Genomic DNA, 20,163 nt, shown 5'->3' with positions numbered 1-20,163 from the left:
TGATTGAAGGTCTGGGGGTCCGCAGGACCCGCGTCAGTTCTGGATCGCTTCCTGGAACGTGAGCGGTTGTTCGGTGTGCTGGGCGCGCTCGGCGATCCAATCGATCACCTGCTCTTCCATAACACGGTTCTGCAGTCCCGACATCAACTGGGGATCGTTGCGGTACAACTCAATGACCTGCTCCGGCTCCTCGTAGGTCGAAGCGATCAGGCGCATCGTCTCGTTCAGACGCTTGGGGTCCAGACGCAACTCGTTGCGGCGGGCAACCTCGCCCACCAGCAGGCCGACCAGGACGCGCTTGCGGGCGGCATCGAGGTACGGGGCGTGGGCGTCTTCCGGCAATTCGACCTGCTGGCCGCGGCGGCGGGCCTGCTCGACGTCCTGCTGCAGCATCGAACGAGCCTCGTTCTCGACCAGCTTCGGCGGCATCTCGACGTTCGCATAGGCGGCCACCAGCTGCTCGCCGACCTCGCGGCGCAGGCGGTTCATTAGCGCGCCCTTGAGCTCGCGCTCCAGGTTGGTGCGGATGTCGGCGCGGAACTGGTCGATCTCACCGCTCTTCACGCCGAAGCTCTTGATGAAGGCGGCGTCGACCTCGGGCAGCACCGGCTCGGAGACCTGCTCGGCCTTCAGATGCACCTGCGCGGTCTTGCCGGCCAGCTGCGGCACGCGCCAGTCGGCCGGGAACGTGACCTCGACGGACTTCTCCTCGTCCTTCTTCAGCCCGGCCAGCGCGTTCTCCACGTCCGGATACATGCCGCCGGAGCCGATCACAGTGACGCCGCGCTCCACGCCCTCGGCGGGCAGGCGGTCGTCGCCGACCTGCGACCAGGTTTCCACGTCGACCGCATCACCGGGCTGGGCGGCGCGGGTGACCGCGCTCCAGGTGCGGCGCTGCAGGCGCAGGTTCTCGATCATGCGGTCGATGTCGGCCTCGGTGACTTCCGAGGTGTTGCGGATCACCTGCAGCTTGGCCACGTCGATCTCGCCGAAATCCGGCACCACCTCGAAGGTGGCGACGTAAGCCAGCTCCTGCTCGCCAGCCTCGGGGCTCGGCTCGATGCGCGGAGCGCCGGCCAGGCGCAGCGCATTGTCGCGCACGGCCTCGTCGAGGCCTTCACGCAGCAGGCCATCGAGGATTTCGGCGCGGACCTGCTGACCGAAGCGCTGCTCGATCACCTTGGCCGGCACCTTGCCGGGGCGGAAGCCCTTGATGCGCGCCGTGCGCGCGATCTCGCGCAGACGGCCGCCGACCTGGGTATCCAGGCGTTCGGTGGGCACGCGGAAGGTGATGCGGCGTTCGAGATTGCCTGTGTTTTCGACCGAGACCTGCATTTGAACTCCTGACTGTCGCCGGCTGAGTCGGAGCCGACGACGCGATGGGCACGTTTAGTAAGCGACTGGCCGGCCACGACGCCAGCTTGCGCAGGCACCCTGGGGACGGGCCAATCGAACTGGCTATTTTGGCCGAATCCCGCCCCGCCCGCCACTAATTCGGGCAAAACCCGCAGTCGGCAGATACCTGAGGACGCAGCGCTATCCCGCCACAGGCCCTCGGCGACCAACTTTCTGGAGGAAAGCCCCCTTAGCAAGGGGGCGCCGCGAAGCGGCGGGGTTTGGAAGCGATGCCACGGGGCCCAAAGTTTGCTACGCAAACAAACTTTGGGGGCTTGATCGGCCTACGCCGATCAAGCCTGGTGCGAAAGGCGGGACTCGAACCCGCACGCCTTGCGGCACTGGAACCTAAATCCAGGGCGTCTACCAATTCCGCCACTTTCGCATCGCCGGCCCGCGGCCGGGAGGCCGCGGACGGTTCAGTTGCGCGACTGCAGCTTCGACAGCAGGCGCAGGAACTCGAGATACAGCCACACCAGGGTGACCATCAGGCCGAACGCCCCGTACCACTCCATGTACTTCGGCGCGCCCTGCTCCACCCCGGTCTCGATGAAATCGAAGTCCAGCACCAGGTTCAGCGCCGCGATCACCACCACGAACAGGCTGAAACCGATGCCGATCACCCCGGAATCGTGGATATAGGGAATGTTGATGTTGAACAGGCGCAGCACCATCGTCGCCAGATAGATCACGAAGATGCCGCCAGTGGCCGCGACCACGCCGAGCTTGAAGTTCTCGGTGGCCTTGATCAGCCCGGACCGGTAGGCGAACAGCAGCGCGAACAGCGTGCCGAAGGTCAGCATCACCGCCTGCATCACGATGCCCTGGTACAGGTGGTTGTAGACGGCGGAGATGGCGCCGAGGAAGAAGCCTTCCGCCAGCGCGTACAGCGGCGCCGTCACCGGCGCCCACTCCTTCTTGAAGACCGTCACCATCGCCAGCACGAAGCCGACGAGCGCGCCGCCCCAGATGTAGGCCGTGCCGTTGGTGACGCCGGCGGCGGAGAACTCGATCTGATTCCAGGCGAAGGCGCCGGTGATCAGGCTCAGCAACAGCAGCAGACCGGTCTTGTTGACAGTGCCGCCGAGGGTCATCACCGCGCCGCCGCGCGAGACCACGCTCCCGCTGGCGAGGTCGAGGAACGTGGATTCCTTGAGAGCTGGATTGCCGCTGCGCATCATGGTGTGTGCCTCGCCGAGGAGGATTGCTGGCTGAAGAAGACATGAGGATACAGCGCAATCGGTTTCAAGCGTGCGTTGACAGCGTATCGGCGGGTCCCGGACAATAACCGCCCTTCGCGGTGCCCCGGCCTGAATGCCGGACGCCCCGGGAATCCGAACCAACCGCTCGATCCGGCGGGGTATAGCGCAGTCTGGTAGCGCGCCTGCTTTGGGAGCAGGATGTCGGGGGTTCGAATCCCTCTACCCCGACCATCCTGGCCACGACGCGCGCGTCCGACCGCCCCGCTATGCATGCGTGGCCGTTATCATGGATGCACGCGCCCGTAGCTCAACCGGATAGAGCACCGGCCTTCTAAGCCGGTGGTTGTGGGTTCGAGTCCCGCCGGGCGCGCCAGAACAGGCCGTGAAAACGGGCGTTCCGCGGAAGTTTCAATGGTGGCTGTAGCTCAGTTGGTTAGAGTACTGGATTGTGATTCCAGATGTCGGGGGTTCGAGTCCCCTCAGCCACCCCAATTTGTTATCATTGCAGTTCGGGGCCGTTAGCTCAGTTGGTAGAGCAGTTGACTCTTAATCAATAGGTCCAAGGTTCGAATCCTTGACGGCCCACCAAACAAGAAGGCGCTTGGGAGAAATCCCAGGCGCCTTTCTCTTTCAGGCGCACCCTGCGTGCGCCGCCCTGAAAGTTTTTCAGACCATTGGCTTATGGCGGGCCGTTGCTCGTTCATAAGCTCAGGCTCGACTAGGTGGAAGGCCACGAGGTAGTACACGGCTACCCCATGCCCGACGCAAATGTTGAATGTGCTGACCAGCGCCTTCCGGGAGCGCGGCCGCACTGTGGCGTTCGCCCATGTGAGCCAGGAAGCCGGCCAGTTGGGCCTGTGCAACGGCAGCGAGTGCATGCCCTAGCCAAGCCTCGTTACCGTCTCCTGCGCGCACGTTGCTTTTCACGTGACGGCGACATTGCCGCCCTAGCATCGATCCGGCCAGGGGAGCATTTCAATAAAAATTGAAGGATCAGTTTATGAAAGCAATGAAAATGGCAACAACTGCAATGCTCGTGACGGCCTGCTGCGCCAGCTTGACTGGATGCAATTTGAGGCTGAAATCTGTCAGGGTGTACGGAGAGTGCACCTCTTCCACTGCTTCCGGAGGCAGCTGTAAATCTGGCGTCGACGCGACCTGGGAACCAGGTGGCAAGCAATTTGCCCCGCTTCTCGCATTGGTGGCTGAGGCAGACATCGTGCCTGATGCCGCGCAGTTCTCGTTGGATACGGCTGGCTCCACAATCCCCTACCCCACAAGCGGTACCGTTATCGTGACACTGAAAATATCCTCTACAGGCGCGGCGCAAGCCACCAAGAGCTTCGGATGGGTACGGAGCGGCACGGTCATCAAGCTGCAAGATCCGGATGCCGTGAATACCTGGGCGCTCGCGAATGCGGGCGATGCCGACAGCATCAATTACCAACTCGCGCCGTTCTATTCCGCTTATGGCTCCGGAACGAAGACGATTGCTGGCGCCGCAAAGGATGGTGCGGAGACGTTGGCAAGCTTCCAAAGCACATTCATTAATGACTGCCCGAGATACCCAACTCCGGGCCTTTGCAGCAACAATTAACCAATTCCGTGGATAAGGAGTTGCAGAATCCGCCAAGTCTTGGCGGATTCTGCATTCGCAAGGCGGTGGCTATGCGCTGGAAGAAATTTGACAGATGGGCGGCTGCAGTAATTCTTGCGCTTGCATTCGCTGTTTCCAGCTGCACGATCTACGTGCCCGACAACCTGAAAAAGGAGGTGTCCCCGGAGGGTTTGGCCTCCACTTACGTCAAAAAAATGATGGGATTCGTGTATTTGACATCCGTCAGTTTCATCCCGGGGAAAGAAGCGGCTGGCAACCCAAGCGACATGCGGATGAGCTCCTGTGACCAAGCCGGGGTTAGGGCAAGAATCGACTGGATGGATGATTCGATGCAGGATGGTGATGCGACGACAGCATGCCGGCTCGTGACCAGTTCAATCGCATATATGAACCGATTCGATCGGGAGAGCAGATTCTCGAGCGGCTTTGAATACAGGGCAATCCTGTCCCCGCCGGGCGTGAGAAAAGAGGTCAAGAAAAGAAGCTTTTACCCCATTACAAAGCTCACCCCCTTATTTATCGCTACATGGGGGCTCGACTCTGAGAAGAACAAGGCCAATCTCGTGGACGTCTTCGCCCACGAGCATGTGCATATCCATGCGGCCTTGAACGGAATCAAGGTTGATCCAGATTACGAAGAAAGAACGGCCTATCTGGCTGGCGCATGCGCGCAGTTGAATGCAAACGGATTGCTTACAAGGAATTTTCTTCCAGGCGCCCCCATCCCAAAATCAACGGATATGCCGGAAGCGGTGACGCACTCATCATTTGCCGCATACGAAACCAGGAAATATCTGCTTAACTTGATGGAGGGCGACAAGATTCTGCTGGACTCCAAAAGCGGGCAACGATTGAACGCTCACTGCGAGGCTGAGCTTACGAAATTTTTCTCAACGACTAGCTAGTAATTAAAAGACCCGGCAGGGCGTTTTTGGGCACGCCAGAATCGATACCCCATCCATGGCACCGACGCCAGCCCGTGAGGTACGCGAAGCGCTACCCCACGCGTTTTGGCGCCGCCGGATCCACGGCGCGAAGCCGAATCAGAGGGCTTGAACATCACCACTTACGTCGCCCGACCATTCACTCGCTTCATGCAGGCGATCGCGATCGCGCACACCTGCCATCAATGCACAGCTACGCCACCTGCGCTGCCCTCTCTCCTCCCCTCCCCGGCCACAGCATGAAGAGCACAGTCACCCCAAGCAGCGCCCAGCAGTAATGCGCCTTGCCGATCAACGCCAGCGGCGACAATCCCGCCAACGACGCCGCCAGGAGAATCTGCGCGCCGTAAGGCAACAGGCTCTGCACACTGCAGACGAAGATATCGAGCAAACTCGCCGCGCGCGCCGGCGGCACGCCGTGGCGCTCGGCGATGTCGCGGGCGACGTTGCCGCTGATCAGGATCGCGACGGTGTTGTTGGCGGTGAAGACATCCGTCAGCGCGGCCAATGCCGCAAGGCTCCATTCGCCGCTGCGCAATCCCGTGCTGCCGCGCGCGATGCACGAGATCTGCGCCGCAAGCCAGGCCAGTCCGCCACTGGCCTTGATCAGCGCGCCGAGGCCGCCGATCAGCAGCGCCAGCAGCGTGATCTCGATGACGCTCTCGAAACCGCCGTAGATGTCGCCTGCGAACTGGATCGGGCTGTAGCCATCCCCCGCGAAGACCGCGCCGATCACCGCCGCGAACACCAGACCGATACCGAGCACGACGAGTACGTCGATACCGGCGATCGCCAGTCCCAATACCAGCAGATACGGCAGGATCAGCCATGGCGGGGCATGTTCGGCCGCTTCCACGGGCGAAGCTTCGCCGACGAAACCCAGGATGCCGAGCGTGAGCAATGCAGCGGGCAACGCGAGCTTGAGGTTCTCGCGGAATTTCGCGCGCACGCTGCAGCCTTGCGTGCGCGCGGCGGCAATGGCCGTGTCCGAGATCACCGAGAGGTTGTCGCCGAAGGTCGCGCCGCCCAGCACCGCGCCGATCACGAGCGCACGATCCAGTCCCGAGGCATCGGCGACACCGAGCGCGATCGGCGTGACCGCCGCGATCGTGCCCATCGAGGAGCCGATCGCCAGCGACAGGAATCCGGCCATCAGGAACAGGCCCGGCAGGATGAACGCTGGCGGCAGTGTGCCGACGCCGAGCGACACCACCGCGTCGACAGCGCCGATCTGCTTGGTCACCGTCGCGAACGCGCCGGCGAGCAGGAAGATCAGGCACATCAGGATGATGTTCGAATCGCCGATGCCTTCCAGCAATTTGTCCATGGCCGGCACGCCGCGGCGATGCGCTATCCACAGCGCCAGCGCGAGCGCCGGCAGGATCGCAACCGGCGCGTGCAGCTGATAGAAGCCCATGGTGTCGCCGCGGCTGGTGAACCAGAGGCCTGCGCCGAAGAACACGGCCAGAAACACTAGCAGCGGAGTCAGCGCCAGAGCACTGGGGCGATCATTCATCGCTCTATCCGGATAAAAAGATTAGATAATTGTGCGACGCAGCATCCCCCCTGTCCAGCGCATGACCGGAACGATCGCCTTGCGGGGATGGAACGAGGCTGGCGGCCCTGGAGCCGGGATCAGCGCGCCCCGGTCTGCCGCGAGGCGGACGCGACTGCCTGTTCCGGCCCGATCCGCTGCAACTGCAGACGACGCAGCCGGCGGCTGGTGACCGTCAATCCGTCCACCGCGTTCCCGGCCGAGCGGGTGAAGGTGACCGTCCATGATTGCGCGGTCGCGAAACGGTCCCCGCCCAGGGCTTCGAGCGCCATCCCGGGCTGCTTCAGCCACTGCAGCAGCAATTTGCCGTCCTTCAACGCCACCGTGTAGGTCGCCCCGGTCTCGTCGCTGCGGTACTGCCCCACCAGCGCCTCCAACGTGGCGGCCGTGGGCATCGGTTCGTCCACACGCCGGAAGATTCGCGCGGTCGGCCAGAAATCGACGATGCTCAGCTCCGTCGCCGTGCCGGTGTTGCGGAAAGACCACTCCTGCATGGTCTCACCGACACGGAACGTTTCTCCGCCGGTGGGGATCAATGCTCCGCGCACTCCGGCCGCGCGCAGGGCGCCGTCCTTGAACTCCAGACGCGCGACCTCATCGGTCACGGGATTCCAGTACGTCCCGGCCAGGGCTTCGAGCCGGCCCGGCGGCAGGGTCACTTCAGGTTTGATGTCGGTGCCGAGCTGATCGCCCAGATAGACCTCGGCCACCTTGCGCGTCAGCTCATCGGGCACGATCGTGGTGCCGTTGCACAGGGCCACAATGCCCAAGCGCTGCTCGGGGAACAGGATCGTGTCGGCGCGATACCCGCCTTCCAGACCATCGTGCCCGATCGTCTTCAGCCCCCGATAACTGCGCACGCGCAGACCACCGCCGTAGCCGATCTCGGTGCCGTCGTTGAGCCGGCCCGAAATCAGCATCTGTCGCTGCACATCCTTTCCGCCGATGCGCCCGTCGACCAGGTTCTGTTGCCACTTGAGCAAATCGCCGACCGTCGTCAGCAGCGTGCTCGAACCGTAATAGTCGGCGGACGGGATGCTCGTGCGCCAAAGCCCTTTCTCATCAGAGCGATAGGCTGCGGCGCGACGCGGCACGATTTTGTTGTGATCCTCCTGAAACTGCGTGTCACGCATGCCCAGCGGCTCGAAAATTCGCTCGCGTGCGAACTCCGGCAGCGCCTTGCCCGACACCCGCTTCACGATTTCCGCCAGCAGCACATAACCGCTGTTGTTGTAGCTCACTTCGCTACCGGGCACGAAATTCAAGCCGCGCTGCTTCGCGAGGACTTTCAGCATGTCGTCCTGCGCGAACACATCGTCGGAACGCCAGCCCGACATGAACAGTAGTTGCCCTTGCTCGCGCAAACCGTTGGTGTGGTGCATCAGGTGCGAGAGGGTCAGCGGCTTGCCGTAGTCCGCCAGCTCCGGCAGATATTTGTGAACGTCGTCGTCCAGCGACAACTTGCCTTCCTGCGCCAGCAGCAGGATCGAGAAAGCGGTGAACTGCTTGGAAACCGAGGCGACGTGGAAAATCGAATCCGGCGCGATGACGATGCCATGTTCCAGGTTCGACATGCCGTAACCACGCACGTACTCCGGCACACCATCGCGCGAAACGCCGGCCGCGCAGCCCGGCGTCTGCGTGCCGGCCCAGGGTGCGAAGATCGCATCCACCCGCTTGTGGAGATCGGCTCGCGGCGCGCTCGTGTCCTGTGCGTCGACGACAGGAATGACCGATGCGGCAAGGATCGTCGACAAGAAAGCGGATCGAACGACACGCATGGAATCCCCCCGGCAATGAGATGTCGGGGCCGACGCTATCACCGCCTGCGAAGAGGCGGCATCGGTCGAAAGTCAGGCGCTTCCCTCGCCTTCGAGGGAAGCGCGACAGCCGTCAAACCCGGCTGGCGATGGCCTTGGCGAAGCTCATCGTGTTGCCGTCGCCGCCCAGATCCGGTGTCAGCGAATCCTTGGCTTCGAGCGTGGCGACGATTGCGTCACGCAGGCGCGTGGCCTTCTCGGGCAGGCCGAGGTGATCGAGCATCTGCGCGGCGCCGAGCAGCAGCGCGCACGGATTGGCGATGCCCTTGCCGGCGATGTCCGGCGCCGAACCATGCACGGCTTCGAAGATCGCCGCATCGGTGCCGATGTTCGCGCCGGGCGCGAGGCCGAGACCGCCGACCAGACCCGCGCACAGATCGGAGATGATGTCGCCGAACAGGTTGGTAGTGACGATGATGTCGAACTGTTCCGGCCGCATCACCAGCTGCATGCAGGTGTTGTCGACGATCATCTCGTTGCACTGGATTTCCGGATACTGCGCGGCCACCTCGCGCGCCACCTTCAGGAACAGGCCCGAGGTCGACTTGAGGATGTTGGCCTTGTGCACCACCGTGACCTTCTTGCGGCCGGTCTTGCGGGCCAGGTCGAAGGCATAGCGCACGATGCGCTCGGAACCCTTGCGGGTGATCTTCTGCGTGAGCGTGGCGGTGGCGCCGTCCTCGCTGACCATTTGACCTTCACCGATGTAGGCGCCTTCGGTGTTCTCGCGCACCGTGATCAGGTCGACGCCGCTGGGAAAGCGCGACTTGGTGTTCGGGAACGACTTGGCCGGACGCACGTTGGCGTACAGGTCGAAGCGCTTGCGCAGCTCGACGTTGATCGAGGAGAAGCCCTCGCCCACCGGCGTGGTGAGCGGGCTCTTCAGGGCGATGCGATTCTTGCGGATCGAGTCCATGGTCGCCTGCGGCAGCAGCTCGCCGTGCTTCTCGAGCGCGGCCAGGCCGGCGTCGGCTTCCTCGTACTGCAGGCCGAGCTGCATCGCGTCGAGCACGTGCAGGGTGGCGTCCATGATCTCCGGGCCGATGCCGTCGCCGCGGATGACCGTAATCGTCTGGGTCATTGGTGTGGGGTCCATGCAGAAGCGCGCCACACGGCGTCCGTGCGGCGCAAAGGCGAAAAATCAGCTGGATATTATGCCGTAAGTGCTTCTGCCCGTCATTCCCGGCGTTGTGGAAATGACGGTTTCAGTGGTCGTGCGCGTCCGGGGCCGCCGCGTCGCCCTGCTCCAGCCGGTCGAGGAAATCCACGGCGCGGCGCAGATGCGGGATCACGATGCTGCCGCCCACCACCAGCCCGACCGAGAACGTCTCGAACATCTCCTCGCGGTTCACGCCAGCCTCGCGGCATTGCGCGACGTGGTAGCTGATGCAGTCGTCGCAGCGGAGCACGAGCGAGGCGACCAGGCCCAGCAGCTCCTTGGTTTTCACGTCCAGCGCGCCGGCCTGGTAGGTCTGGGTGTCGAGGGCGAAGAAGCGGCGCACGACCTGGTTGGGTTCGGCCAGGATGCGCTCGTTCATGCGTTTGCGGAATTCGGTGAACTGACGGACGCGATCGTCCTCGCCCGCACCGCCGCCCGCACTCACGAGGCGTCTCCGGACAGCAACGGATCGAGCTTGCCGGCGCGATGCAACGCCATCATGTCGTCGTAGCCGCCGACATGGGTGCTGCCGATGAAGATCTGCGGCACGCTGGTGCGGCGGGTCAGCGCCACCATCTTTTCGCGTTGCGAAGGGTCGAGGTCGACGCGCACCTCGTTCCATTCCAGGCCGCGGCCCTTGAGGAAGTTCTTGGCCGCCACGCAGTAGGCGCAGGCGGCACCGGTGTAGAGGGTGATTTCCGGGGTGTTGCGGGCGTTCAAGACAGTCTCCTGAACTAAGAAGGCGGGATATGGTCGAATGATGGGGTGCCTGGCCGCGGCTCCACAGGGGCACGCCTGCAACACAGATGACCGCGTACAGGTGGAATTATGGAATCTTCAGGCGCGCGCATCCATGCTTTCTCCCAGACCGTTGATGCCGAGGCATCCCGTGCCCTTGACCAGATTCATTGATGTGATCCGAAGCACGGTGTTTCCGGCATCGCGGGATTCCGGGCGGGACTCCGGTCGCCTGCGGGCATTCGCCCGGCGCATCGGACGCCGGCTGGCACGCATCCCCTCCCCGCTTCTGTACGCCACCGCACTGACACTCACGGTGGCCAGCCTGTGCGCGCCCGCCCAGGACACCAAGCTTCCGGACATCGGCTCCTCCGCCGGCACCGTGCTCGGCCCGGCCGAGCAGAAGGAATACGGCCAGATGATGCTGGCGCAGCTGCGCCACTACGACTACATCCTCGAAGACCCGCTCGTCGACGAATGGCTGCGCACGCTCGGCACCCGCCTCGGCTCTGCCAGCGACAACCCGAAGCAGGACTTCACCTTCTTCATGATGAAGGACCGCCAGATCAACGCCTTCGCCACGCTGGGCGGCTACGTCGGCGTCAACGCGGGGCTGGTGCTGGCGGCGGACACCGAGGACGAAGTGGCCGGCGTGCTCGGCCACGAAATCGCCCACGTCACCCAGCAACACGTCCTGCGCGGCGTGGAGCGCGCCAAGCGCGACAGCATCCCGATCCTGCTGGCGATGCTGGGCGCGATCGCGATCTCGCAGTCCGGCGGCAATTCCTCCGGCGATGCCGCCATGGCCGCGATGGCCAGCGCGCAGGGCATCGCCGCGCAGCGCCAGATCAACTACACCCGCTCCAACGAATCCGAAGCCGACCGCCTCGGCATCCAGACGCTGGCGCGCAGCGGCTACGACCCGCGCGCGATGGCGCAGATGTTCGAGACCATGCAGGCCCTCTCGCGCGTGAACCGCGGCGGCGAGAAGGAACGCACGCCCGACTACCTGATGACCCACCCGGTCACCACCCTGCGCATCGCCGAGGCCAAGGAACGCGCCGAGCGCATCCTCCAGAAGCAGCGCAACGTGCGCGCGATCACCGCGACACCGGAAGCGACCCGCGTCGAACAGGTGCCGGTGCCGGAAGGCCCGATCAGTTCGGCGCCGGCCAGCAGCAATCCGCTGTTGCCGAGCGCGCTCAACCTGTCGGTCGATGGCCTGTACCGCAACGACGAGACCCAGTACGGCTGGGTGCGCGAACGCCTGCGCGTGCTCAGTGCCGACAGACCCTCGGCCGCCGTGCAGGAATACGAGCGCATGGCGCGCAACGGCAAGCTCAACGACGCGCAGCGTTACGGCCTCGCGCTGGCGCGCCTGCTCAGCGGCAGCAGTGCCGCGGCGATGACGGATCTCACCGCATTGCTGACCGAATATCCCGGCGACCTCTGGCTCTCGCTCGCCATGGGCCAGGCCGAAGCGCGCGCCGGCAAGCAGGACGCCGCCGACACTCGTTTCAAGGGATTGCTCTCACGCATGCCCGGCAATCGTGCCGTCGCCCTGACCTATGCCGGCGTGCTGGGCGAACGCAACACCAAGGTCGCGGGCCAGCAGGCACAAACCATCCTGCGGCCGCTTCTGAACTCGGCCAGCGACGATCCGCTGTTCCAGACCACCTTCGCTCGCGCCAACGAGATCGCCGGTGATCCGATTCGCGCCGGTGAAGCCTACGCCGAAGCCGCCTACCTCAACGGCCGCGCCGAGCAGGCGCTGGTGCAGCTCAACAACCTGAAGCGACGCGACGATCTGGATTACTACGCGCGCGCCCGCATCGATGCGCGCATCGCGGCGATCACGCCGATGGTGTTGGAACTGCGGCGGCAGGGCATGCGGGATCAGGACGTGCGGCCGCAGTGACGGAACGGACAGGATCGCCTGCGTAACGACATCCCGAGCGTGCAGACAGTTTGCTCCAGAGGTTCCGCCGCAGCTTCGCTACAACGAAGCGCACACATCACCCATCACATCCCGCAGCCTACCGCTGCGGGTCTGGAACGTATAACCGGCTGCCACACATTCGAACGTCGTGTCGTGAAAGGACAATACAAAGTGCCTGTACCCCGAGAAAATCTCCGGCTTGTGGTGCGGATGGACGGAATTCATGCGTTCCAGCGCACGAATCCATGAGGAAGAAGTGATTTCGAACGTTCCGTAAGGCCTCAATCCCCTGTCGGCGAGAGGATGGCCCGAGAAGGCTTCATCGTTCGGTGGCCCGAAGAAATGGGCGATCGCATTGTCGAAAGACACCACGCAAATCGTTTCACCTTCTGATTCCGCCGAAACCACCCGCACATACGAACCATCCCAATTGGCATCAGGTAGTTCACAAAGGTAAGCAACTGCCAGGCAGAACTCCCCCGCAAGAATGGTGGGGAGCGGCGCGCCGATCGAAGACTGCGGCAGATCACTCAATTGTCGGACAACGTCGGCGTCTTGTTCGGTGACGGTATATGCACCGCCAGTGCGTCCCTGCAAGCTCTTACCAGGAAGGGCGAGTAGTCGTCTGAACATAATTCGGCGACCAAATCGCGGCTACTGCCGACGTTCCAAGGTCACCCCATCCACCACCATCGTCCACGCCCCCTCCATCTGCTTCGGCCGCTGCGTCACCTTGAACCGGGTGGTCATCGGCCCGATCCCCACGACGAAATCATCGCCCTCGAACGCCTTGATCGGCGCGTTTACCGACTTGCTCATGCCGGGCTTCTCGCGCTTGTAATTGACCATACCGCCTGCGTCGATGGCGAGCGTCATCTGCTCGGCGTCCCTGGTGCCGGTCCAGATACCGACATAGTCCTTCCGATCCTCCGGCAACGGCTTGGCGCAGGCAGCCAGCCCCAGCAGGCAAATGACGAAAAACGACAGGAAACGTTTCACGCCCCTTCTCCTTAAATAGTCCCGGATCCCCAGGCAGCCGAGTCTAGCGCCGGCAGCCCCGGCGGAATGGCCGCAATCGGTGTAATGTGACCGTCACAAAACTGTCGTCTAATCCCAGCGTCCAGGCTTCTGCCCCGCTAGAGCATGCAAAAACGCATCCTGATCGTCGACGACGAACCCGCCATCCGCGACATGGTGGCCTTTGCCCTGCGCAAGGGTGAATACGAGCCCGCCCATGCCGGCGACGCCCGCGAAGCCCAGGCCTCCATCGCCGACCGCGTCCCCGACCTGATCCTGCTCGACTGGATGCTCCCCGGCACCAGCGGCATCGAACTGGCCCGGCGCTGGCGCCGCGAGGCGCTGACCCGCGAGGTGCCGATCATCATGCTCACCGCCCGCGGTGAGGAGAATGACCGCGTCGGCGGCCTCGAGGCCGGCGTCGACGACTACGTGGTCAAGCCCTTCTCCTCGCGCGAACTGCTGGCGCGCATCCGCGCGGTGATGCGCCGTTCGCGCGACGACGACGAGGACGGCAGCGTCGCGGTCGGCCAGCTGCGCATCGACGGCAGCGCGCACCGCGTCTTCGCCAGCGACGCTCCGGTGTCGATCGGCCCCACCGAATACCGCCTGCTGCATTTCTTCATGACCCACCCCGAACGCGTCTACACGCGCTCGCAACTGCTCGACCACGTCTGGGGCGGCAGCGTCTATGTCGAAGAACGTACCGTCGACGTGCACATCCGCCGCCTGCGCAAGACGCTGGAGCCCACCGGGCTGGAAGGCATGGTGCAAACGGTGCGCGGCGCGGGTTATCGCTTTTCCGCGGCGATGTGAGCGTTCCTCCCCTTGCTGGAGGGGAGCAGCGAACGCGACAGCGCCACCCCTGACGTTCCAACGCCGTCTGTCACAATTCCCGCATGCCTCCTCACGCCCGCACCGCCTGGATCAAGACGCTCGGCCAGCTGGCGCTGATTCTCGTCGCCGCGCTGGTGCTGGGACTGCTGATCCAGCATCCATGGCCGGTGCTCACGCTCACCGCGCTCGGCATCGTCGCCTGGCATTACTGGAAGCTGCGCGACGTGCTCACGCGGCTGACCGCACGCCAATGGATCGCCCCGCCGGCCGCCGGCACCGGTGTGTGGAGCGAACTTGATCGCCTGCTCTACCGCAGCCAGGACGAAACCCGTTCGCGCAAGCACCGCCTGGTCGAAATGCTGCGCGCCTACAGCGCCGCCGCCGCCGCCCTGCCCGATGCCGTGGTGGTACTGGAACGCAACAATCAGCGGGTACGCTGGTTCAACGACGCCGCCACCAATCTGCTGGGCTTGCGCTATCCCGACGACATCGACGCCCCGCTGAGCGAACGCCTGCAGCCGCTGCCGGTGTCGCATTGGCTCGCCACCGGGCGCCATGCCGAACCATTGCTCGACGCGCCCTCGCCCGTCGACCCGGCGATCCGCCTCAGCCTGCGCCTGATCCCCTACTCCGACGAACTATGGCTGCTGGTCGCGCGCGACGTCAGCAAGCTGATGCGCCTGGAGCAGATGCGCCGCGACTTCGTCGCCAACGTCTCGCACGAACTGCGCACGCCGCTCACCGTGGTGCACGGCTATCTCGACATGCTCGATCCGGCCGACCAGCCCGAATGGGCGCCGATGCTCAGCGAGATGCAGCGCCAGTCGCAGCGCATGACCCAGCTCGTCGAGGACCTGCTGACGCTCTCGCGACTGGAAGCGCAGGACAGCCTCACCGACGAATCCGTGGCAATGACGCCGATGCTGGCCACGCTCAAGCGCGAGGCCGAAGCGCTGAGCCAGCGTCGCCACGAGATCACGGTCGAGGATGTCGCCCAGGTCGACCTGTGGGGCTCGATCAAGGAACTGCACAGCGCCTTCTCCAATCTCGTCGCCAACGCCGTGCGCTACACGCCGGCCGGTGGCCGCGTCAGCATCCGTTTCGCGCGTGGCGATGACGGCGGCGCCGTCCTCTCCGTGCAGGACACCGGCTACGGCATTCCCGCTGCGCACCTGCCGCGCATCACCGAACGCTTCTATCGCGTCTCCACCAGCCGTTCGCGCGAACTCGGCGGCACCGGCCTCGGCCTGTCGATCGTGAAGCACGTCCTGCAGCTGCACCAGGCCCGCCTCGAGATCGAAAGCGAAGTCGGGCGCGGCAGCATCTTCTCCTGTCACTTCGGTCCCGAGCGCACGCGCATTCGCGACCAGGCCTCCTCCTCTCCCGCCCTCCTATGACCCCTCCAGCCGTCGCCAATCTCGAAACCCCCGCGACCGACAACGCGCAACAGGACGCGTTGCGCGATCCCTCGCTGTACTTCAACCGCGAGCTGTCGCAGCTGGACTTCAACTTCCGCGTGCTGGCGCAGGCGCAGGACGTGACCGTGCCGCTGCTCGAACGCCTGCGCTACCTGTGCATCTCCTGCACCAATCTCGACGAGTTCTTCGAGATCCGTGCCGCCACCGTGCGCCATGCCCAGGATTTCGGCATGCCCATCGCCACTGACGGCGTGGCGCCCGCGGCCCTGCTCAAGCGCATCCACGACCGCGCCGCGGAACTGGTGGAAGCGCAATACCATTGCTGGAACTACGAGCTTCGCCCATCACTCGCCGAGGCCGGAATCCGCGTGCTCGGCCGCGACAGCTGGAACTCGAAACAGACACGCTGGCTGCGTGCCTATTTCCGCGACGAGATCCTGCCGGTCCTGTCTCCGCTCGGACTCGACCCGGCGCATCCGTTCCCGAAAATCCTCAACAAATCGCTCAACATCGTGGTGGTGCTCAAGGGCAAGGACGCCTTTGGCCGAACCGGCAACCTCGCCATCGTGCGTGCGCCGCGCTCGCTGCCGCGCATCATCCAGCTGCCGCAAAAAGTCTCCGGCGGCGAATACGACTTCGTGTTCCTGTCCTCGATCCTGTCGGAATTCGTCGACGAGCTGTTCCCCGGCATGGAAGTGAAAGGCGCCTATCAGTTCCGCGTCACCCGCAATTCCGAATTGATCGTCGACGAGGACGAAGTCGAGAACCTCGCCCTCGCCCTGCGCGACGAACTAGTCGGCCGTGGTTATCTGCGCGCCATGCGATTGGAAATCGCCGCGCAATGCCCCAAGCCCATCGTGCAGACACTGCTGCGCAATTTCGATCTCACCGACAACGCCGTCTACCGCATCAACGGCGCGGTCAATCTCAGCCGCATCATCCAGATCTACGATGAGGTGGATCGCCCGGATCTGAAATTCCCGCCGTTCCAGCCGCGCCTGATGACGGACAGCGATGCCATTTTCGACCGCATCGGTGACGGCGACGTGCTGCTGCACCACCCCTTCGACAGCTTCGCCCCCATCGTGGAACTGATCAAGCAAGCCGCCGAAGACCCGAACGTGCTGGCGATCAAGCAGACGCTGTACCGCACCGGCAAGGATTCGCCCATCGTCGAGAACCTGATCCAGGCCGCGCGCAACGGCAAGGACGTGACCGCGGTGATCGAACTGCGCGCGCGCTTCGACGAGGAAGCCAACCTCGCCTTCGCCGATCGCCTGCAGGAAGCCGGCGTGCAGGTCGTGTACGGCGTGGTCGGCTTCAAGACCCACGCCAAGATGCTGCTGATCGTGCGCCGCGAAGGCCGCAAGCTGCGCCGCTACGTGCACCTGGGCACCGGCAACTATCACTCCGGCACCGCGCGCGTCTACACCGATTTCAGCCTGATCACCGCCGATCCCGACATCGGCAACGACGTGCACCTGATCTTCCAGCAATTGTCCGGCCTCGCGCCCGCGATCAAGCTCAAGCGCCTGCTGCAATCGCCCTTCACCCTGCACACCGGCGTGCTCAAGCGCATCGAGCGCGAGACCAGGCATGCCAAGGCCGGCAGGCCAGCACGTATCATCGCCAAGATGAACGCCCTCAACGAACCCGAAGTGGTGCGCGCGCTGTACAACGCTTCGCAGGCCGGCGTCCGCATCGACCTGATCGTGCGCGGCGCCTGCACGCTGCGCCCGGGCGTGTCCGGCTTCTCCGACAACATCCGCGTGCGCTCGATCGTCGGCCGCTTCCTCGAACACAGCCGCGTCTACTGGTTCGCCAACGACGGCGATCCCGACCTGTTCTGCACCAGCGCCGACTGGCTCGAACGCAATCTGCTGCGACGCGTGGAGACCGGCTTCCCGATCCTCGATCCCGAACTCGCGGCGCGCGTGCAGGACGAGGCTCTCGACAACTATCTCGCCGACAACCTCAACGCCTGGGAACTGCAGAGCGACGGCAGCTACCGCAAGCTGCAACCGGAAAACGGCGACATGCCGCATTCGGCGCAAGCGGCTCTGTTGGCTAAAATCTGCGCATGAGTCCAGCCCTCGCCCGCGCCGCCGCCGCCCCATTGCAGGACGGCGAACTGCTTGCCGCCATCGACCTCGGTTCCAACAGCTTCCACATGGTGGTGGCGCGCTACATGCTCGGGCAGTTGCGCACCATCGATCGCATCCGCGAGACCGTGCGCCTGGCCGAGGGCCTCGACGGCAAGGGCGGCTTGCGCGTCGACGTGCGCCAGCGTGCGCTGGACTGCCTGGCCCGCTTCGGCCAGCGCATCCGCGACATCCCGCCCGAACGCGTGCGCGCCGTCGCCACCAACACCGTGCGCGCGCTGTCGGCGCCGCAGACCTTCCTCGTCCCGGCCGAAAACGCGCTCGGACATGCCATCGAAGTGGTCTCCGGCCGCGAAGAGGCGCGACTGGTCTATCTCGGCGTCGCCCACGCGCAACCACCGAAGCCGGGACAATTGCGCCTGGTGATCGACATCGGCGGCGGTTCCACCGAATGCATCATCGGCAGCGGCTTCGACGCGGTCGAGCGTGAAAGCCTGCAGGTCGGCTGCGTCGCCAGCACGCGGCGCTTTTTCAGCAACGGCAAGCTCTCGCGAAAACGCTGGAAGGAAGCACTGACCGAAGTGAGCGCCGAATTCCAGCAGTTCGCCGGCATCTACCGCGCGCTCGGCTGGAACGAGGTGCTGGGCTCGTCCGGCACCAACAAGGCCATCGGCGACATCTGCGCCGCGATGAAGCTGACCAAGGGTTCGGTGACCGCCGAAGCCCTGCCGCAAGTGCGCGACCGGCTGCTGCAGGCCGAGAGCATCGACGCGATCAACCTGCCAGGCCTCTCCGAGGATCGCCGTCCGATCATCGCCGGCGGCGTGCTCGTGCTCGAAGCCGCGTTCGACGCACTCGGCATCGATCGCATGGTCGTCAGCAAGGCGGCGCTGCGCGAAGGCGTGCTGCACGACATGGTCGGCCGCGCCGGCGATCACGATCCACGCGATGCCTCGATCGCCGCGCTCATGCAGCGCTACGCCATCGATCCCGAACAGGCCTCGCTGGTCGAACAGACCGCGCTGCACCTGTTCGATCAGGTGGCGGAAACCTGGCAGCTCACCGCCGACGACCGCCTCATGCTCGGCTGGGCCGCGCGCGTGCACGAACTCGGCCTTGCCATCGCGCACAGCCAATATCACGTTCACGGTGCCTACGTGCTGGAGAACTCGGACATCGCCGGCTTCTCGCGCCAGGAACAACAATTCCTCGCCGCGCTCGTGCGCGCGCACCGGCGCAAGATCTCCAAATCGAACTTCAACGCCCTGCCCGATCGCCTGCTCGCCGCCGCGCGTCGCAGCGCCGCATTGCTGCGCATCGCCGTACTGCTGCATCGCGCCCACGAGACCGCGGCGATTCCGCAGCTCGACGCCGCTACCGAAGGCCCGGCGCTGGCGATCGCGTTATCAAAACGTTGGCTGGAATCGCGCCCGCTGCTGCGCGCCGATCTCGCCGGCGAACCGGACGATCTTGAAGCGCTCGGTGTCCTGCTGGCGGTGCAGACGGTCTGAATCTCGCCCCGCCGGTGCATTCCGGCATCCTTGAAGGCCATTGCCGCCGCCCACAGGTCGGGATTTCATGACCACTCCGGAGCGACGCGCATGAAGACCCAGGGCTTTCTCGACCAACTGCTGAAGACCGCGCAACAGAGCCTCGGCGGTGGAGCACTCGATGGCCTGCTGAGGAACAAGGCGCCGGTCCGGCAGGAAGCTCCGCAACAGCAGGAAAAGCGCGGCGCGCTCGGCACGGACTTCCTCAACGCCGATTTCGGCAAGGGCGCGCTGGCCGGCGGCGCGCTGGGCCTACTCCTCGGCAACAAGAAGGTGCGCAAGCACGCCGGCAAGATCGCTCTCTACGGCGGTGTCGCCGCCGTCGGCGTGCTGGCCTACAAGGCCTATGGCGAATATCGCAAGCAGCAGGGCCAGCCCGGCATCGAGCCGCAAACCGTCGATCGCCTGCCGCCACCGCAGGCCGAACAGCACAGCCAGGCGATCCTCAAGGCCCTGGTCGCCGCCGCCAAGGCCGACGGCCATATCGATGCCCGTGAACGCGAAGTCATCGAAGGCGAGTTCACCCGCATCGACAACGATCCCCAACTGCGACAGTGGCTGCACACCGAACTCGAAAAGCCGCTCGACCCGGCCGAAGTGGCCTCGGCCGCGACCACCCCGGAAATCGCCTCGGAGATGTACCTCGCCAGCCTGCTCGCCGCGGACGAGCAGAGCTACATGGAGCGCGCCTACCTCGATGAGCTTGCGCGGCAGCTGAAGATCGACGATGCCTTGAAAGCACAGTTAGAGCAACAGCTGCAGCAAGCCAAAGGGCAATGAACCCTTGCGATTAACTGGCATGTCAAACCAATGCCATAAACGCTGTCGCAGAGCTGTCACCAAAGCGCCATCGTGACGTCATCGGCCGA

General features: G+C 64.4%; 17 protein-coding genes and 5 tRNA genes. 12 read left to right on the top strand and 10 right to left on the bottom strand.

The window, feature by feature from the left end; translation table 11 throughout:
* Positions 1-33 precede the first annotated feature (33 nt).
* The 3 genes from tig to AC1RNP_RS16715 form a co-directional block, all read right to left on the bottom strand.
* On the bottom strand, positions 34-1,335 hold the full coding sequence (gene tig / locus AC1RNP_RS16725) for a trigger factor (protein ID WP_493052414.1): 1,302 nt from the start codon (positions 1,333-1,335) through the stop codon (positions 34-36).
* A 360-nt stretch (positions 1,336-1,695) separates the two neighbouring features.
* Positions 1,696-1,780, bottom strand: a tRNA-Leu gene (locus AC1RNP_RS16720).
* Positions 1,781-1,814: 34 nt separating this feature from the next.
* Positions 1,815-2,576: a Bax inhibitor-1/YccA family protein gene (locus tag AC1RNP_RS16715; RefSeq protein WP_493052412.1), complete on the bottom strand. Its 762-nt coding sequence runs from the start codon at positions 2,574-2,576 to the stop codon at positions 1,815-1,817.
* A gap of 175 nt (positions 2,577-2,751) precedes the next feature.
* Between AC1RNP_RS16715 and AC1RNP_RS16710 the strand changes: the two genes are divergently transcribed.
* From AC1RNP_RS16710 to AC1RNP_RS16685, 6 genes are all read left to right on the top strand, one after another.
* Positions 2,752-2,828: transfer RNA gene (locus AC1RNP_RS16710), tRNA-Pro, on the top strand.
* Positions 2,829-2,893: 65 nt separating this feature from the next.
* A tRNA-Arg gene (locus AC1RNP_RS16705) sits at positions 2,894-2,970 on the top strand.
* Positions 2,971-3,011: 41 nt separating this feature from the next.
* Positions 3,012-3,088: transfer RNA gene (locus tag AC1RNP_RS16700), tRNA-His, on the top strand.
* A gap of 21 nt (positions 3,089-3,109) precedes the next feature.
* A tRNA-Lys gene (locus AC1RNP_RS16695) sits at positions 3,110-3,185 on the top strand.
* 412 nt (positions 3,186-3,597) lie between these two features.
* Positions 3,598-4,194 carry a hypothetical protein gene (locus tag AC1RNP_RS16690; RefSeq protein WP_493052411.1) on the top strand — a complete coding sequence of 199 codons (597 nt, stop codon included), beginning with the start codon at positions 3,598-3,600 and terminating at the stop codon, positions 4,192-4,194.
* A gap of 8 nt (positions 4,195-4,202) precedes the next feature.
* Positions 4,203-5,120 carry a hypothetical protein gene (locus AC1RNP_RS16685; RefSeq protein ID WP_493052410.1) on the top strand — a complete coding sequence of 306 codons (918 nt, stop codon included), beginning with the start codon at positions 4,203-4,205 and terminating at the stop codon, positions 5,118-5,120.
* Between the two features lie 232 nt (positions 5,121-5,352).
* Here the strand turns inward: AC1RNP_RS16685 and AC1RNP_RS16680 are convergent, their stop codons facing one another.
* From AC1RNP_RS16680 to grxC, 5 genes are all read right to left on the bottom strand, one after another.
* Entirely contained in the window at positions 5,353-6,675 is a 1,323-nt protein-coding gene (locus AC1RNP_RS16680) for a Na+/H+ antiporter NhaC family protein (protein WP_493052409.1), read from the bottom strand.
* A 119-nt stretch (positions 6,676-6,794) separates the two neighbouring features.
* Positions 6,795-8,471, bottom strand: a complete 1,677-nt coding sequence (locus tag AC1RNP_RS16675) for a serine hydrolase domain-containing protein (protein WP_493052408.1) — start codon at positions 8,469-8,471, stop codon at positions 6,795-6,797.
* 136 nt (positions 8,472-8,607) lie between these two features.
* Complete coding sequence (locus tag AC1RNP_RS16670; RefSeq protein WP_493052407.1) at positions 8,608-9,615, bottom strand: isocitrate dehydrogenase; 1,008 nt, start codon at positions 9,613-9,615, stop codon at positions 8,608-8,610.
* Positions 9,616-9,739: 124 nt separating this feature from the next.
* On the bottom strand, positions 9,740-10,072 hold the full coding sequence (locus AC1RNP_RS16665; protein WP_493052451.1) for a carboxymuconolactone decarboxylase family protein: 333 nt from the start codon (positions 10,070-10,072) through the stop codon (positions 9,740-9,742).
* A 62-nt stretch (positions 10,073-10,134) separates the two neighbouring features.
* Positions 10,135-10,413, bottom strand: coding sequence for a glutaredoxin 3 (grxC, locus tag AC1RNP_RS16660; RefSeq protein ID WP_493052406.1), 279 nt, complete (start codon positions 10,411-10,413; stop codon positions 10,135-10,137).
* Between the two features lie 292 nt (positions 10,414-10,705).
* Here grxC and AC1RNP_RS16655 point away from each other — a divergent pair, with 292 nt between their 5' ends.
* Complete coding sequence (locus tag AC1RNP_RS16655; protein ID WP_493052450.1) at positions 10,706-12,349, top strand: M48 family metalloprotease; 1,644 nt, start codon at positions 10,706-10,708, stop codon at positions 12,347-12,349.
* 78 nt (positions 12,350-12,427) lie between these two features.
* Here AC1RNP_RS16655 and AC1RNP_RS16650 read toward each other — a convergent pair whose 3' ends face one another.
* Together AC1RNP_RS16650 and AC1RNP_RS16645 are read right to left on the bottom strand one after the other, a co-directional pair.
* The gene (locus tag AC1RNP_RS16650; RefSeq protein ID WP_493052405.1) at positions 12,428-12,967 is read right to left on the bottom strand and encodes a KOW domain-containing RNA-binding protein; all 540 of its coding nucleotides are present in this window, start codon (positions 12,965-12,967) and stop codon (positions 12,428-12,430) included.
* A 57-nt stretch (positions 12,968-13,024) separates the two neighbouring features.
* Positions 13,025-13,369: a hypothetical protein gene (locus tag AC1RNP_RS16645; RefSeq protein WP_493052403.1), complete on the bottom strand. Its 345-nt coding sequence runs from the start codon at positions 13,367-13,369 to the stop codon at positions 13,025-13,027.
* Between the two features lie 144 nt (positions 13,370-13,513).
* On the opposite strand from AC1RNP_RS16645, the gene phoB reads away from it, so the two are divergent.
* From phoB to AC1RNP_RS16620, 5 genes are all read left to right on the top strand, one after another.
* Positions 13,514-14,203, top strand: a complete 690-nt coding sequence (phoB, locus tag AC1RNP_RS16640; RefSeq protein WP_226469858.1) for a phosphate regulon transcriptional regulator PhoB — start codon at positions 13,514-13,516, stop codon at positions 14,201-14,203.
* Positions 14,204-14,286: 83 nt separating this feature from the next.
* On the top strand, positions 14,287-15,621 hold the full coding sequence (phoR, locus tag AC1RNP_RS16635; protein ID WP_493052402.1) for a phosphate regulon sensor histidine kinase PhoR: 1,335 nt from the start codon (positions 14,287-14,289) through the stop codon (positions 15,619-15,621).
* The gene (ppk1, locus tag AC1RNP_RS16630) at positions 15,618-17,726 is read left to right on the top strand and encodes a polyphosphate kinase 1 (protein WP_493052401.1); all 2,109 of its coding nucleotides are present in this window, start codon (positions 15,618-15,620) and stop codon (positions 17,724-17,726) included. Before phoR ends, ppk1 begins: the two co-directional genes overlap by 4 nt.
* Complete coding sequence (ppx, locus tag AC1RNP_RS16625; RefSeq protein ID WP_493052400.1) at positions 17,723-19,255, top strand: exopolyphosphatase; 1,533 nt, start codon at positions 17,723-17,725, stop codon at positions 19,253-19,255. The genes ppk1 and ppx overlap by 4 nt, the downstream gene beginning before the upstream one ends.
* 90 nt (positions 19,256-19,345) lie before the next feature.
* Positions 19,346-20,074 carry a tellurite resistance TerB family protein gene (locus tag AC1RNP_RS16620; protein WP_493052399.1) on the top strand — a complete coding sequence of 243 codons (729 nt, stop codon included), beginning with the start codon at positions 19,346-19,348 and terminating at the stop codon, positions 20,072-20,074.
* Positions 20,075-20,163: the final 89 nt, after the last annotated feature.

It is taken from the genome of Luteimonas sp. GW821-FHT14E02 (assembly GCF_058803905.1).
Note: the sequence above shows the minus strand (reverse complement) of the source record. Positions and strands in the feature narration are given on the sequence as shown.